At 44.5% G+C, this 15027-nt stretch carries 13 protein-coding genes; 4 read left to right on the top strand and 9 right to left on the bottom strand.

The features are described 5' to 3' along the window. Positions 1–224: 224 nt before the first annotated feature. The 7 genes from WR49_RS04650 to WR49_RS04680 form a co-directional block, all read right to left on the bottom strand. Entirely contained in the window at positions 225–461 is a 237-nt protein-coding gene (locus WR49_RS04650) for a YdcH family protein (RefSeq protein ID WP_017057820.1), read from the bottom strand. Between the two features lie 177 nt (positions 462–638). Continuing rightward, positions 639–1334: an aspartate/glutamate racemase family protein gene (locus WR49_RS04655; protein ID WP_046223238.1), complete on the bottom strand. Its 696-nt coding sequence runs from the start codon at positions 1332–1334 to the stop codon at positions 639–641. A 207-nt stretch (positions 1335–1541) separates the two neighbouring features. Next, on the bottom strand, positions 1542–2525 hold the full coding sequence (locus WR49_RS04660) for an HAD family hydrolase (RefSeq protein ID WP_046223239.1): 984 nt from the start codon (positions 2523–2525) through the stop codon (positions 1542–1544). Positions 2526–2703: 178 nt separating this feature from the next. Then, positions 2704–3969 (bottom strand): RidA family protein, encoded by a 1266-nt coding sequence (locus WR49_RS04665; RefSeq protein WP_046223240.1) that lies wholly within the window; start codon positions 3967–3969, stop codon positions 2704–2706. Between the two features lie 175 nt (positions 3970–4144). Next, the gene (gene argF / locus WR49_RS04670; protein ID WP_046223241.1) at positions 4145–5191 is read right to left on the bottom strand and encodes an ornithine carbamoyltransferase; all 1047 of its coding nucleotides are present in this window, start codon (positions 5189–5191) and stop codon (positions 4145–4147) included. Between the two features lie 170 nt (positions 5192–5361). Then, on the bottom strand, positions 5362–6453 hold the full coding sequence (gene aguA, locus WR49_RS04675; RefSeq protein ID WP_046223242.1) for an agmatine deiminase: 1092 nt from the start codon (positions 6451–6453) through the stop codon (positions 5362–5364). 16 nt (positions 6454–6469) lie between these two features. Then, positions 6470–7906 (bottom strand): APC family permease, encoded by a 1437-nt coding sequence (locus WR49_RS04680; protein ID WP_046223243.1) that lies wholly within the window; start codon positions 7904–7906, stop codon positions 6470–6472. Positions 7907–8302: 396 nt separating this feature from the next. Here WR49_RS04680 and arcC point away from each other — a divergent pair, with 396 nt between their 5' ends. From arcC to nfsA, 3 genes are all read left to right on the top strand, one after another. Next, a complete protein-coding gene (gene arcC / locus WR49_RS04685) occupies positions 8303–9211 on the top strand; it encodes a carbamate kinase (protein ID WP_046223244.1) in 909 nt (302 codons plus the stop codon). Between the two features lie 124 nt (positions 9212–9335). Then, positions 9336–9956, top strand: a complete 621-nt coding sequence (locus WR49_RS04690; protein ID WP_046223245.1) for a TetR/AcrR family transcriptional regulator — start codon at positions 9336–9338, stop codon at positions 9954–9956. A 93-nt stretch (positions 9957–10049) separates the two neighbouring features. Continuing rightward, positions 10050–10772 carry an oxygen-insensitive NADPH nitroreductase gene (gene nfsA, locus WR49_RS04695; protein WP_046223246.1) on the top strand — a complete coding sequence of 241 codons (723 nt, stop codon included), beginning with the start codon at positions 10050–10052 and terminating at the stop codon, positions 10770–10772. Positions 10773–10862: 90 nt separating this feature from the next. Here the strand turns inward: nfsA and WR49_RS04700 are convergent, their stop codons facing one another. Beyond that, entirely contained in the window at positions 10863–12395 is a 1533-nt protein-coding gene (locus WR49_RS04700; protein WP_046223247.1) for a phospholipase D family protein, read from the bottom strand. A 246-nt stretch (positions 12396–12641) separates the two neighbouring features. After that, positions 12642–13523, bottom strand: a complete 882-nt coding sequence (locus tag WR49_RS04705) for a LysR family transcriptional regulator (protein WP_046223248.1) — start codon at positions 13521–13523, stop codon at positions 12642–12644. A 281-nt stretch (positions 13524–13804) separates the two neighbouring features. On the opposite strand from WR49_RS04705, the gene WR49_RS04710 reads away from it, so the two are divergent. Beyond that, positions 13805–14992 carry an MFS transporter gene (locus tag WR49_RS04710; protein WP_017062388.1) on the top strand — a complete coding sequence of 396 codons (1188 nt, stop codon included), beginning with the start codon at positions 13805–13807 and terminating at the stop codon, positions 14990–14992. The last annotated feature ends 35 nt before the right edge of the window (positions 14993–15027 follow it).

Genomic DNA, 15027 nt, shown 5'->3' on the forward strand with positions numbered 1-15027 from the left:
TCTTATAGAGTGAATTGTTCCTAAAAGTCACAAAGCTTAGCGCTACCCACGCTAAGCTTTTTTTATTATCTGATTAAAAAAATATTAATAATCGTGTGCAAGTCCTCACATTAGCAGTTAGCAGCATTAGAGCGCTTTATGAACATACCATTGCTCTACATTGAACCAAAATAATTAAACTCCCGAAGGAGTTTAATTATTTAAAACTAGAGCACGTCGACTAACTAAGCAGATAAACGAATATGCAATGAGTCTTTAAGCACAGAGCGCTCATGTTTTAGTAGCTGCATCGAACTGTCATCAATGGGTGAATCTTTCAGCTCTAGTTTACGAATCTCTTTATCAAGGTTGTCGTATGTCTTCATGTCTGTTGCAAAGCCATCGTCTGTTTTAGCGAGCTCAGCAATTTTGTCTTTCATTTCAGGAAATTCGTGAACAAGAGAGTGATTTTCACCTAGCATAGAAACCTCTTCAGTTGAGTAAAGTGATTGGGTATGTCTACTACATATTCACTAATTACCTTAGCAATTGGCAGGAATAACAAATGAGATCCAGTACACAGCATAGAATATCGACGACTAAGATTCACAAACATACAGCGTGTAGCCACAAAATAGGAACCTGTTAGAAGCTTATCACTAGGCTCCTATCGCCAAGCGCACTGCCGCTTCAGCATGGATGGCAGTGGTATCAAACAACGGAACATCGGTGTGTTGTTGCTGAATCAACAAAGCAATTTCAGTGCACCCAAGAATAACCGCCTCAGCACCTTGCTGGCTTAGCTTCTCAATGATTTGATGATAAACAACTCGAGACTCTTCTTTTATTTCGCCTCGGCACAACTCTTGGTAAATGATGTTGTGCACTTGTTTTCGATCACTTTCATCAGGAATCACGACATCGATACCGAATTTATCGGTTAAGCGCCCTTTGTAGAAATCCTGCTCCATCGTGAAAGCCGTACCAAGCAGTCCTACTTTTTGTACACCTTGCTCAATCAACTTCTGCGCGGTGGTATCAGCGATGTGCAAGATAGGAATCGTGATCTTCTCTTCGATCTCAGGAACGACCTTATGCATAGTATTGGTACAAATCAGGATGAAATCCGCCCCGCCTTTTTCAACCGATAAAGCCGCGTCCGACAAGATGTCTGCAGTATCAACCCAACGACCTTGGTGTTGCAGTTTTTCTATCTCATCGAAGTTCAAGCTATACATACAAACCTTTGCAGAATTGAGTCCGCCGAGTGTGGCTTTTACACCTTCGTTAATGGATTTATAATAGCTCATTGTCGACTCCCAACTCATACCGCCAAGTAAACCGATCGTTTTCATGTTTCTATTCCTTTATTTTCCGACTACCCCGATTAAACCGCCATGCGCTAAAAATTTATAGTACGTTCTTGCTTAAAGCGAGACATTAGGCCTCTATTGTTTGCAAAACCGTTCCCCGTAATTCTGAGTTAAAAAACGTCCGTTCCCAAAAAAGGCTCGAATTAAAAATCCGAGCTTTTTTTGTTTTAGTGAAGAGTTAGCTAGGTGTTAATACACCTCACACCAATCGGATTTCATGTCGATCAGTGTCCAATCATCTCTAGAATTCGCTTCATCGAGTGCTTTATCAAGCTTACCGACATGAGATTCGCGATCGTACTTCCACTCGCGCTCGGCGTCAGTATGGTGAACAATCATTGACATTGAATTTGGTTGACTGGTTGCCCATTGCATCATCGCTTGATCACCGTCTGAGTTACCCACCGCCAAAATCGGCTTCTTACCGATAATATGCTGAATATTAGTGACTTTTCCGGCTTTATCATCAATCGTCAAAATGGACGAGTCTTTGGTCACGGTCGGATTACCATCGTTGTAGCTGTAGTTGTATTTAAGCGCGCTGCCGATGATCTGCTCTGGCGGAATGTTATACGCTTGCGGAGCCCACGCTCGCATAAAGTCAACTCCACCTCCCGACACGATGTAAGTCTTAAAATCATGCTCTTGTAAGTAAGTCAGCATCTCTTTCATTGGCTGATAAGTCAGGTCTGTGTAGTCTTTATTGAAACGTCCGTCTTTTGCTACCGTCAACCATTGCTCAACGTCTTGTTGGTATTGCTCAACAGTCATACCAGAATGTGTCGCCATAATGATTTTCAATAACCCTTCTTCGCCACTGCCCAGAACACTTTCAATATCATCTTCAAGTACATACTTAAACGGTGCTTCTGTTTTCCATTCAGGGTGTTCAGGCGCCATCTCTTTTACACGGTCTAGTGCAAAGGCTAGTTGGAAGTAGTAAGGTTTTTCTGACCAAAGCGTACCGTCATTATCGAACACGGCGATACGATCTTCAATTGCCACGAACGTATCGGATTCAGCTTTGGTGGCTTGGGCCACAAAGTCGACGATGGCGGATTTACTGTCACTGTCCTTCCAAGATGACAGCAAGTTAGGATCACAATCTTTAGCAAAAGATGAGAAAGAGAGGCTGGATAAGATCGCGACGGATAAAAGAGTTATTTTCTTCATAGCAACTACCATGTTGTTGAATTAATTGTAGGGTTTAATTCAATTCATCCTAGTTGGTCTACTCTGATTTTCCACTTATGGACACTATAACCAATACTCATGTTGGTATTGGAACAAACGTAAAACGAGGGCTAACCTCACGGCCAACCCTCGTTGTTTAAAAAGCTAAATAGAAAGCTTAAAGGCTAGGTGGAGTACCTTCACCATTGGAAGCAATCGCATCAATTTGCACTAAAGCACCCATAGGAATATCAGACACACCGATCACCATGCGCGCAGGCAACGGACCGTCAAAGTAGTGCGTGCAAACGTCATTAAGCACATCTAGATCTGCCATGTCTCTTAATTGGATATTCAACTTCACGATATCATCCATGACATGACCAACGCTCTCAATCACTTCTTTAATGTTATTCAGGCACTGCATCGCCTGCTCTTTTGCGCCATTCGCAACAATCGATCCAACTCTTGGATCCATCGGTAATTGAGCGGAGATATTGTTGTAGTGTGAAAAGGCGACAGTTTGCGTTGAAAGCGGGCTTATTGGCGCAGCTTTGGTATTGTTCGCATTAATTACAATCCCATGTCGGTCTTCAACCGCTTGCGGCGGAGTCCCATCACCGTGTGACACGGTCGCATCCATCTGTACTAACGCTCCCATTGCAAGGCCTTCAACCACCGTCACCGAGCGCGCAGGCATGTAGCCGACAGCCCTCGCAATCGCGGAGTCCGGGAAGAAGGTGGTATACACTTCATTGACTGCTGCAAGGTCATCAAGGCTTCTGACATGGATATTTACCTTCACAATGTCATCAAGAGGAACATCAACATTTTCCAGTATCGATTTAATGTTTCTGAGGCATTGAATCGCGTGCTCTTTTGCTCCACCAGCAACGATACTGCCCGATTGAGGGTCAATAGGTAGCTGAGCTGAAACGTGATTATAGTGAGAGAAAGCCACCGTCTGAGTCGATAAAGAACTGACTGGTGCGTGTTGGGTGTTTCTTGCAATTTTAACTAACTCACAAGCCGCTTGAGGGTAGGTGCCTTCACCATTAGAGATCACCGCATCCATTTGCAAATAAGCACCTTCGAGCGGTAAATCGGCTACAGCGAGTGTCGTGCACGTTGGTACGTAGTGTTGGAAAAAGGACGCATAGATTTCATTAACCGAGTCGATATCCGCAATGTTCTTCAAATATATATTTACTCTCACAACATCGTGCATGCGGTGTCCAATGCTCTCCACAATCGCTTGAATGTTTAACAAACACTGCTTGGTTTGATCTTCCAAAGAGTCAGAGATCAAACCGCCCGTTCTTGGATTAATCGGTAATTGAGCAGAGAGGTTATTGTAGTGTGAGAATGCCACCGATTGTGTTGAGAAAGGGCTCAGCGGTGCATCTTCAGTGTTTCTTGAAACTTTAATAATATCGGCACTCATGTCGATACATCTCCTATTCGAGTATTGATGTCAGATAGAGCCAATCGGCCACGTGTTTATCGACATTTCAAAATAAAAGGTACAAAAATAGCCGAACCAATAAATCGTGATAAATACTGGTTCAGCTTAATTCGAGCAACACAGTGGAGGTTCTTACGCCCCCACAAATAAACCTCTACAGAGTGCTTAGGAAGCTACTGATTTTTTCTTCATGATGCTTAACGGTTTCTTGTGTCGGGATAACCGCATCTTTATGTGTGAAGTACACCAAAATCGCCATCTGAGCTGTGAGTCGGTTTTCTGCTTCATCAAACGCCACTGAGTATTCACTTTCTAGTGCGCCGCGAGTCACTTCTTCTTTGTCATTCGCAGGTAGGCAGTGCAGTAGCATTGCGCCCGGACGAGCCTTCGCCATTAACTCTTCTGTGATAACGTAGTTGGGCATGAATGCCGCAAGACGCTCTTCCTTTTCATCCATTTGAGTGACCCAGTAGAAGCTATCGCCGTACACCACATCACAGGCGCTGATGCGTTCTACATCATCCGTAATTTCAATCGTGCCACCAGACTCTTCACAGAAGTTCAGCGCCATATCGATCCACTCTTGCTCCATGTGGTACTTCTTAGGACCAATTTGCTTAAAGCCCATACCGTACTTAGCACAAGTCAGCATCAGCGAACGACACACATCCGTCGCGTCACCCATGAATGCCAAGGTGAGATCAGACAACTTACGTCCATCAGTGATGTGTTCTCTGATCGTGTAGAGATCAGCAAGCATTTGAGTTGGGTGGAAACGCGTATCAAGGCCGTTGATTACTGGCACTGTCGACATTTCAAGTAGGCCATCTAGTGTTTCAGGACTATTGGTACGAGCCATGATGATGTCGCACATACGTGATAACACTCGAGAAGTATCATCAATCGACTCTTTACCACCTAAGTGAATGTCTTTTGGTGATAGGAATAGCGCATGCCCACCCAGTAATGTTGCCGCTACCTCGAAAGAAACACGTGTACGAGTAGAGCCCGCTTCGAAGATCATCCCAACTGACTTGCCTTTAAACAATGGTGGAATTGCGTTGTCTTTGCGCGCCTGCTTCAGGTGAGTCATCAGCTCCATCATGTTATCCATCTCTTCAACAGAGAAATCTTTCATGGAAACCATGTGCTCTAGGTTTGCTTTGTTTAGTTCAGTCGCGCTAGAAGAAGGTAATTTCATAATAAGTTCCTATTTTTCATAATTTTGTGCGCAGTTCTTTCAGTTCACTTTCATGGCAATTTGATTTTGAATACCTGCCATCACTTTCAAGAACCGCTACGTTTGGGATTAAATATTGGTGTTAACGACTGTTCTCAGTCTTTAGCTGTTATTAGGCTTTATCGTTGTAACTAAACTCTTGGCACTTGTTGGGTGATGCAGTGGATATTGCCGCCACCTAACAAAATCTCTCGAGCCGGGACGCCGTTCACTTCGTAGCCGGGATAAATGCCTTCTAAGATCCCGATAACATCGTTGTCGTAGCGCTTATCCAACAACGGCAACACGATTTGGTTATTGGTAATCAGGTAATTGGCATACGACGCCGCTAAACGCTCACCCGCTTCTCGCTCCATTCCGTCTGCGATATCGATACCTGCCGCTTCTTCCTCGGTCATGAATAGAGGGCCTGGCATTGGCAGCTTATGTACCTTTATCTGACGGCCTTTGGCATCGGTTTGACTGGTAATGTAGTCATAGGCTTCTTTGCTGATCTCATATTGAGGATCATTCTTGTCATCGCACCACGTCAGAACGACTTCCCCCGGCTTCACGACGTGAAGGATGTTGTCGACGTGACCATTGGTTTCATCGTTGTATAAACCACGAGGTAGCCAAATTACCTTCTCAACATTGAGGTGTTCGCAAAGTACTTCAGTCAGCTCTTCTTTGCTCATATCTGGGTTTCGGCTTTCGTGTAACAAGCATTCTTCTGTTGTGTAGAGCGTGCCTTCGCCATCAACGTGAATTGAGCCGCCTTCTAGTACGATTGGAGCGCGGTATCGAGAGTCACGAATGGTTTCACACATCTTTTGAGCAACTTGGTTGTCACGATTCCACGGTGAATACAAACCATCCACAAACCCGCCCCATGCATTGAATTCCCAATCCACACCTCGGCGTTCACCGCTGTCATCAACAACATAAGTCGCACCGATATCACGCATCCAAGAGTCATCAGTCGAGATTTCCAACACTCGAATGTCCTCTGGTAAGCGAGATACTGCGTTATCGTATTGGTCAGAACTCGCAAGCATGGTGACTGGTGTTGTATGGCTGATCTTGGTAGCAACGTCTGCAAACACCGCTTGCGCTGGTTTTGCCCCATTGCGCCAGTTGTCAGTACGTTCTGGCCAAGCCATCCAAATTTCGCTGTGTGGCTCGTGTTCCCCTGGCATTCTGAAGCCATCATGTTTTGGAGTAGTCTCAATCAGTTTTTTCATCGTTATGTCCCCTAAATTATGCTTGAGCTTCTTTTTTATCTTGTGTCTCGGTCGTGTCGTCATCGCCTGAACCTTGCTGCTTCTTGCGCTTTAGAGCGCCTAGAAGAATCCATTCACCAGCAAGGATGGTGGCGATCACGCCAATCAAAACAGGTCCTGTGTATCCCCAATCAGCAACAGTGAGATCAAGGGCCTCAGGGAAAATGAATAAGATCACGGCTTGAAGGACGACCAAGAAACAAACAATCGACATGACCCATTGAGCCGCCATGCCACCCGGAACTTTGAATGGGCGTTCGCGTTTACCATCAACCACTCGAAGCTTTAGGTATGCAGGGAACATGAACAGGTAAGGAAGTAAGAAAATGCAGCTAGAGAAGGCAAATATCGACCAGAACAGATCATCATTACCCTGAGCAAACAGCGCGTAAGACAGGATAACGACCGTTGATACTGTGCCTGTGATGTTGTTTGCGCCAACTGGAGAGCCTTTCTCAGACACTTTCGCGACTGGGGCTGGAAGTTCACCTTCTTGAGCGGCTTCAGCAGCAGCTCGGCTAGCGCCCATTGTCCAACTCACCATGTTGCCGATAAGCGTTAACAAAGCGAAAGTACCGAAGATGTACACCATCGCTGTACCAACCACACCAGTGCCGAAAAGTGTTTTAAAGGTGTCGATAAGACCAGACACTAAGCCAATGCTTTCAACAGGAAGCGCCATCAAGATGCCTACCGTACCGAAGATGTATAAGAAAGCGGTGATACCGATAGAAAGGAAGACGGCCTTAGGCATGTCGCGAACATCTTTCATTTCTTTAGTCATGGTCGCAACCAGTTCAAAACCCATTAGGTTGAACACAATCGCGGGTAAGAAAGAGACCGCAGAATCCAATGAAGGCATCATAGCTGGCAACGTAAATTCGTTGGCAACGCCGTTTTTCATTGCATAGATAAAGCCGCCCACACCCAATGTACTAATCACAACAATTTTTAATATTGCGCCAATATTGGTGACCCACACACCGATGTCGGCAGACACATTACAAATCAAAACCGTTAGCCAAGTCAGTAATATACAAATGGCGATTTGTCCCCATAAAGACAGATCTGGCATGAAGAGTTCGGCAAACATCCCTGCAAACATGATGTACACCGCAGGCATCCATAAACCAACGTTAATCCAGTAAAACCACGTTGTTCTGACTGCCCATTTAAAATTGAAGGCTTGTTTTACCCAATCGTAAATCCCACCTTCACCTGGGTAGGTGGTACTCAGTTCGGAAGTAATTAAGCCATATGGAATGACAAAGAAGACCAGCATTAACACCCACCAACCAATGGCACTGACACCAATACTGGCTGACGCGGTTAATGTGTCGACCACCAAAACTGCACACAGTGTAAAGAGTGCAATTCCCGTAACCCCCATTTTTCCTTGCGTATCGTTACTCATCTCTTAACTCCTTAATCTCTAATTCGGGATTAATTAAATGGCAAAGCGATGAAGTAAACTGGGATGAAAATTGAATATCGGTTTTACACAAACGAGTTCGGAGCAAAAACAAAATAAACCCAACAAATATTAGATTTATAATGCTAAAAGTCGGAATACTTGATTTTGGTCAATAACCATTCGATTAATAAATACATTTTCCATTTCAAAACCAAGATCACATATCTAGTTAATCTAGGGGGAATTAAGGCTTTCTGTGACATATAGGCGACTAAAAACATCAAATATTAAGCACAAATCGAATTGTGATTTCTATCCCCACGACACCTGCATTATTTAAATACAATTCAAACTAACTTATTTGCCCTGAGCAAAATATTATTTGGAGAGTTAAACATGTCGAAGCCTATTATTGTTGTTGCTGTCGGTGGGAACGCTTTACTACAGCGTGGTGAAGTAATGAGTTGCGAAAACCAAAAAAAGAGCATCGCGCAAACCGCCAGCTCTTTGGCTGAACTCAGCAAAGACTACCGTTTAGTGGTTGTGCACGGAAATGGCCCTCAAGTCGGCCTACTCTCATTACAGAACAATGCTTATAAAGATTGCCCTCCTTATCCGTTTGATGTGCTTGGTGCCGAGACTCAAGGGATGATTGGTTACCTCATCCAGCAAGGGCTAAATGCTGCAATTAAAGATCGCTTTACGACCACGATTCTGACTCGAATTGTGATTGACGAGAATGATCCTGCGATTGCCGACCCAGCCAAATTTATTGGCCCTATCTATACAGAAGAACAAGCCAAACAACTCGCAGAAGCCAACCAATGGGTTGTGAAACCTGACGGTGCACACTGGCGTCGCGTGGTGCCATCGCCTTCACCAAAAGAAGTGCTTGAAATAAAAGCCATCAAAGACTTGCTAGAGAAAGAGCACCTAATTATTTGTGGCGGTGGCGGTGGCGCTCCAGTCGTCGAAAAAGATGGCGCTTATGTGGGTTTTGAAGCGGTAATCGACAAAGACATGACAGCGGCTCTTATCGCAGAAGAAATCGGCGCAGAACATTTACTGATCCTCACTGACGGCTCTCATGTTTGTTTAGATTGGGGAACCCCAAAGGAAGAGAAGCTTGAGAACGTGTCAGTTGAACAAATGAAAAAGTACACTTTCCCAGCAGGTTCTATGGGGCCGAAGGTCGACGCATGTTGTCAATTTGTAAAAAAAACAAAACAGCATGGATACATTGGTGACCTGTCGAGTGCATTAGAGATCATAGAAGGAAAAACGGGGACACATATTAATGCTTAATATTGGGTTATAATGCTTTATATAAATAAAGGGTAATAAAGTCTAAGTTTCGATATTCCGATTGGAACTTTTCTTGAAAACCCTTTATGTTTTTTGTGTTCCAAATAAAAATTAGGATCATTAGATGCGCAAAGTAACAACCGAAGAAAAGTTAATTCGAATTCATGATGCTGTTGTGCAACTAATGGAACGCCGTGAAGCGACTGATATTTCAATGTACGATGTTGCCAAAGAGTGTGGAATGGCAACATCCACGGTTTATCACCACTATCCAAACATAGAGAACTTATTTCATAATCTATTAGATGACGTTTTTACTGATTTCGACTCTCTGCTAGGTAAATGTATAGATTACGAGCATGTTAATCATTGGACTGACATCAATCGCATGATTGAAACAGCGTATGTTAATTATTACAACAATCACCCGATTGCTAAAAAGTTAATTCTAGGTCGTCATACATTCACTGAACTAGGACATGCAGACACCGAGAATGACTTAATTCTTGGTAAAGAAGTAGAAACGATTTATCGACAGTTTTTTGATGTTCCTCAGTTACCGCAATCCATCAATGTCTTCGCTATCTCACTGCAAGTCGCAGATAAAATATACTCGTTATCTTATCGCCAACACGGTCACATCACTCCAGAACTTGCTAATGAAGCCATCCGGCTAACGGAATCTTACCTACAATTGTACATTCCTCACATTTGCCCTAAAACGATGAAAAACCAAACCCACTAGTCTTCAACAAAGGCTGTTTTGAGGTTTACCTCAACCTCAAATGTCGTTATGGTGATTTGTAATACATCATAAAAACAAGGACTGTCTGATAGCATGAACAGCACGATTGATACCATCTTAGGGCATCGCTCCATTCGTCAATATACAAATCAACCGATTGAAAAAGCACAACTTGATGTGATTATTCAGGCTGGCCTCGCGGCTTCATCGTCTAGCTTATTGCAAGCCGTTTCTATCGTGAGAGTGACAGATAAAGAGAAGCGTAAGCTGCTAGCGGAATACGCAGGTAATCAAGCTTATGTAGAAAGTGCGGCTGAGTTTTTGGTGTTTTGTATCGACTATCAACGCCACGTTCAAATCAACCCAGAGGTTAAAACAGATTTCACTGAACTGACTCTGATTGGCGCTGTCGATTCTGGCATCATGGCACAAAACTGTATGCTGGCTGCGGAATCTTTGGGTTTAGGTGGTGTGTATATTGGTGGCTTACGTAACAGCGCACAACAAGTGGATGAACTGTTAGAACTACCACAACATACCGCCGTGTTGTTCGGGATGTGCTTAGGTCACCCGGCACAACAACCAGAGGTTAAGCCTCGCCTTCCTGCTCACGTGGTGATGCATGAGAACCAATACCAGCCGCTGAGTCTCAATGAGATTGCACGTTACGATGATTCGATGCAAAGCTACTACGCGAACCGTTCAAGCAATCAGAAACAAAGCAGTTGGTCACAACAAATCACACAAAAGCTGTCTGGTGAATCTCGACCGCATATCCTGCCTTACTTGAACAGCAAGCAGTTGACCAAGCGTTGAGTCGTTAAGCTATTGCAGCAAAAAGCAGCACAAACAAAAATGTCAGCGCAATATACGCTGACATTTTTTGTTTATACGGTAATTGTTTTGTTACAGATATTTCTCAATCGGTAACAATTGTAAGAAGCCTGACTGTATTCGTTCCCATTGACCTGTCTCAGGTTCGCTGTCCCAACTTTGCTCGCCGGAATACCAATTCACATCCCCCTCATTAAGTTTTAACCGCCAGCTGTTTTCTTCGCTCATTGCTTGCTCAATGGTTTCTGCTAGTTTTTCGGCAATGGTTTTGTTTTCGATGATTAGCACTGATTCCGTGTTGAGATACGTAGAACGTAAATTGAAGTTAAATGATCCAATACTGGCAATGCGTTTATCAAATACGACCGACTTCGCATGCAAACCATAAGCTGTTGATGGTGCACATTTAGAAGCGTCTTTGGTAGATGCCTCACATAACTGAGATTCAGGCTTCAGCTCAAATAATTCAATACCATGCTCTAACATATCGCTACGCCTTCCTGCGTAAGCAGAGTGGTTGGTCACCAGATCATTCGAAGCCATTGAATTGGTGAGCGCCTTTATCTCAACGTTGTTGTTACTTAATGAATGCCACTCATCAAGTTGGCCATCGTCAAACACCAGGTAAGCGGATTCCAATAAGATTTCGTATTTAGACTTGCGCGCTAAATCTGCCAGTAAAACTGCCGTAACTTTCGGTAAGTCGGTATTATCCGAGTCGATAGGCACGGGGGGATCGTATACAAAACGAGCATTGACCCAGGTCATTTGACTCAATGTACTTTTCAATAATTTAGCCGCTGATTTACCGTCTATTGGTAACTCAGGAAAATGTTTATAAGAAGGAGGTTCAGTGCCAATCAAAATAGAGATATCTGGCAACACCTCATCACCCAACATATCGATGGGATAAGACCAACGGCTATTCCAGTACTCTATAAAGCTAGTTTGGATAGTGGTAACGACTGAGCCCATCACTAATACATCACGATCTCGGAAGTTGATCTCGTCAGAAAGATCGAAGTATTCATCACCAATATTACGGCCGCCAACCACAGACAAAGTGCCATCGACGGTAAACGACTTGTTGTGCATTCGGCGATTTAAGCGAGAAAAGTCACCAACAAAGCTCAACCATTTGCTGAAGCCACGGCGCGTTGGCGTTGGGTTAAAGATTCGGATCTCTACATTCGGGTGTGCATCCAGAGCCGACAACAGGCCTTCACGCTCATTGAGATTAATATCATCAAGCATCACGCGCACCTTTACCCCCCGATCCGCTGCTTCTAACAAACGACTGGCTAGATAACGGCCCGATTCGTCAGAGTTCCAGATGTAGTATTGAATATCTATGGTGTGCTCTGCACTTTCAACCAGTGCTAATCGCTGTGCCAAAGCATCCCAACCCGACTCTTGCAGACGAACCGCAGTGGTGCCTTGCTCTAAAGCTTCAGGCTGAAACTCATTGGTTAGAACCGATAAAGAACTAGGTGCAGGAGAGGTTGGCGGTTCTGTCGGGTGATCGATGCCTTCAGGAAGTGAAGAACACCCACCTAAAACGGCGATTAAGATTAACGTTAAACTGATGCGTTGGAGCACAGGCATGTATCTGACTTCCTTTTCACGATGACGTCTTTAGAAACTTTCCGTACAGCTTTTCAATGAACAAGCTATCCCGATCTATTAATTGATTATTACTGCTAAAGCCGGAAATTTATAGGTAATTATCCAAGATAAGAACAACATCATCATCCAAGGCAAAGTAGAATTAATGAATACTGGATGTTACGTTATTTACACTTAACGAGATGACTAAGATTGCTTAGTTACAGTCCAAGTAGTCTGCCTTAGTTAGAGCTTCAAACGGGGCTGTATAAAATCAATAAACGCCGAGATACGTTTAGAGACAGAAGACGACTTGTAGTAAACCGCATTCACTCGCTCTCGATCTGTGTTGGCAAGTTTGTCTTGTTCCAGAATAGGGATTAGACGCCCTGCTGCCATATCTTCCTGCACCATAAAACCCGATAAACAAGCAATCCCGTTTCCAGCTAGTGCTAGTTGACGCACGGTTTCACCATTACTGGCTGTCACAGTAGGCGCGACATAACTTTGGTTTGGTAAAGGCCAATGGTTAAGCACTTTGTTCCCTGCAAAACCCACAATTTGATGTGAACTCAAATCTTCCGGTTTGGTGGGCAGCCCACGCTTTGCGAAATAATCAGGTGACGCCACAATATGGAGTAAACTTTTTCCTAACGGGCGAGCGTGCAGTGTTGAATCGGACAACTTACCGATTCGAATCGCAACATCAGTTCTCTTTTCCAGAAGATCAACGAAGCCTTCGTTGGAAGTGAGTTCCAACTCAATGTCTGGGTAAGCCTCTTTGAATGGCTGCACCAACGGCACTAGCTGATGGAATACGAATGGACTTGCGGCATCGACTCTTAAACGACCTTTTGGCAACTCACCGCGCGACACGATTTCTTCTTCCGCGCTCTGGATCATTTGTAATCCCACTCTGACTGAATCGACAAACTGCCGCCCTTCCTCCGTCAATTCCACGCGTCTCGTTGTTCGGTTGAATATTGAGACGCCGAGTTGCGACTCAACCTTACTCACCGAACGAGACACCTTGGCGACCTGCACATCCAGCGCCTCTGCCGCCGCAGAAAAACCACCAGCATCGACAACGGTGAGTACCATTTCTAAATCATCTGAACGGGTTAACATGAGGCTCCTTCGCTATCTTCATTTTGTTTAATGTCATCTCGCTTGTGATCATCACAGCTCAAATCATCTGTGTCTTTTCGACCTCATCAGCTTAACCCTATGATCGGCTAACTCTCCAATTATTGCAAATAACACAAAGGTTATTTGTTAATGGTAGCATTTTTCACAAATATATTTTGCTAGATAATCCTCGCCATCAAACGAAGCGCTCCTATTACAGTCACAAGCTGCCCCATTTTATCGCGCTCGGTATTTAACAAAGAACAGTAAGAGAGATGATTATGCCACTAGCATTACTTGCATTGACGCTCAGCGCCTTTGCCATCGGAACCACAGAATTTGTCATCGTAGGCTTGATTCCTACCATGGCGAGCGACTTGAATGTATCTCTGCCATCGGCAGGCCTATTAGTCAGTTTATACGCGCTTGGCGTTGCTATTGGCGCACCAGTATTAACGGCATTAACCGGAAAATGGAATCGTAAAGCGGTGCTGCTAACCGTGATGGCATTGTTTGTCATTGGTAACTTATTGGCGTGGCAAGCTCCAGGCTATAACACGCTGATCGCCGCACGAATTTTGACCGGCCTTGCCCATGGTGTGTTCTTCTCGATCGGATCGACCATCGCGACAGGTTTGGTTTCAAAAGATAAAGCAGCCAGTGCCATTGCGATCATGTTTACGGGTTTAACGGTTGCATTGGTAACTGGAGTACCACTGGGTACTTATATCGGCCAAACCTTTGGATGGCAAGCGACCTTCTTGATCGTTGCTCTGCTTGGTCTTATTGCTCTTATCGGTAGCGCTATCTTGGTTCCAAGCAACCTTAAGCAACCACCAGCGGCGAAGATTTCGGCACAACTAAAGGTTCTAACTCAACCACGCTTGCTGTTGGTTTACGCTATCACAGCACTAGGTTATGGCGGCACATTCACAGCCTTTACCTTCCTTGCTCCAATACTGGAAAACGTATCAGGGTTTGATTCGAGCTCAATCAGCCTCATCATGTTGGTTTACGGTGTGTCAGTGGCGGTGGGTAACATCTGGGGCGGAAAAATGGCTGACAAGATGGGCCCGATTAAAGCGCTGACCGTTATCTTCTCTGGTTTAGCCGCGGTATTGGTGGTATTCAACTTTACCGCTGTAAACCCTTACGCAGCCGTTGCGACTATTTTGGTTTGGGGTGCATTTGCATTCGGTAACGTTCCGGGGCTACAAGTGTATGTTGTGAAACTGGCTGAGAAATACACACCTGACGCCGTCGATGTCGCTTCTGGGTTGAACATTGCAGCCTTCAACGTCGGTATTGCATTGGGCTCATGGGGCGGTGGTTTGATTGTTGCGAAATCTGGATTAATGAACACCCCTTGGGTAGGTGCTGTGATCGTTCTGATCGCTCTTGTTCTGACTCGATTCAGTGGTGCGTTAGATAAGAAGCAAGCACAACAAGCTGTTCCATCTAGCATCTAGCAAGAATAGAAAAAACAAAGCCCGAACCTAGGTTC

This window comes from Vibrio sp. ECSMB14106, from assembly GCF_000972265.1.
In the GTDB taxonomy this organism is placed as follows: domain Bacteria; phylum Pseudomonadota; class Gammaproteobacteria; order Enterobacterales; family Vibrionaceae; genus Vibrio; species Vibrio kanaloae.

Coding starts and splice junctions, on each gene's coding strand:
- WR49_RS04650 (WP_017057820.1), bottom strand. CDS start 461: ATGCTAGGTGAAAATCACTCTCTTGTTCACGAATTTCCTGAAATGAAA.
- WR49_RS04655 (WP_046223238.1), bottom strand. CDS start 1,334: ATGAAAACGATCGGTTTACTTGGCGGTATGAGTTGGGAGTCGACAATG.
- WR49_RS04660 (WP_046223239.1), bottom strand. CDS start 2,525: ATGAAGAAAATAACTCTTTTATCCGTCGCGATCTTATCCAGCCTCTCT.
- WR49_RS04665 (WP_046223240.1), bottom strand. CDS start 3,969: ATGAGTGCCGATATTATTAAAGTTTCAAGAAACACTGAAGATGCACCG.
- argF (WP_046223241.1), bottom strand. CDS start 5,191: ATGAAATTACCTTCTTCTAGCGCGACTGAACTAAACAAAGCAAACCTA.
- aguA (WP_046223242.1), bottom strand. CDS start 6,453: ATGAAAAAACTGATTGAGACTACTCCAAAACATGATGGCTTCAGAATG.
- WR49_RS04680 (WP_046223243.1), bottom strand. CDS start 7,906: ATGAGTAACGATACGCAAGGAAAAATGGGGGTTACGGGAATTGCACTC.
- arcC (WP_046223244.1), top strand. CDS start 8,303: ATGTCGAAGCCTATTATTGTTGTTGCTGTCGGTGGGAACGCTTTACTA.
- WR49_RS04690 (WP_046223245.1), top strand. CDS start 9,336: ATGCGCAAAGTAACAACCGAAGAAAAGTTAATTCGAATTCATGATGCT.
- nfsA (WP_046223246.1), top strand. CDS start 10,050: ATGAACAGCACGATTGATACCATCTTAGGGCATCGCTCCATTCGTCAA.
- WR49_RS04700 (WP_046223247.1), bottom strand. CDS start 12,395: ATGCCTGTGCTCCAACGCATCAGTTTAACGTTAATCTTAATCGCCGTT.
- WR49_RS04705 (WP_046223248.1), bottom strand. CDS start 13,523: ATGTTAACCCGTTCAGATGATTTAGAAATGGTACTCACCGTTGTCGAT.
- WR49_RS04710 (WP_017062388.1), top strand. CDS start 13,805: ATGCCACTAGCATTACTTGCATTGACGCTCAGCGCCTTTGCCATCGGA.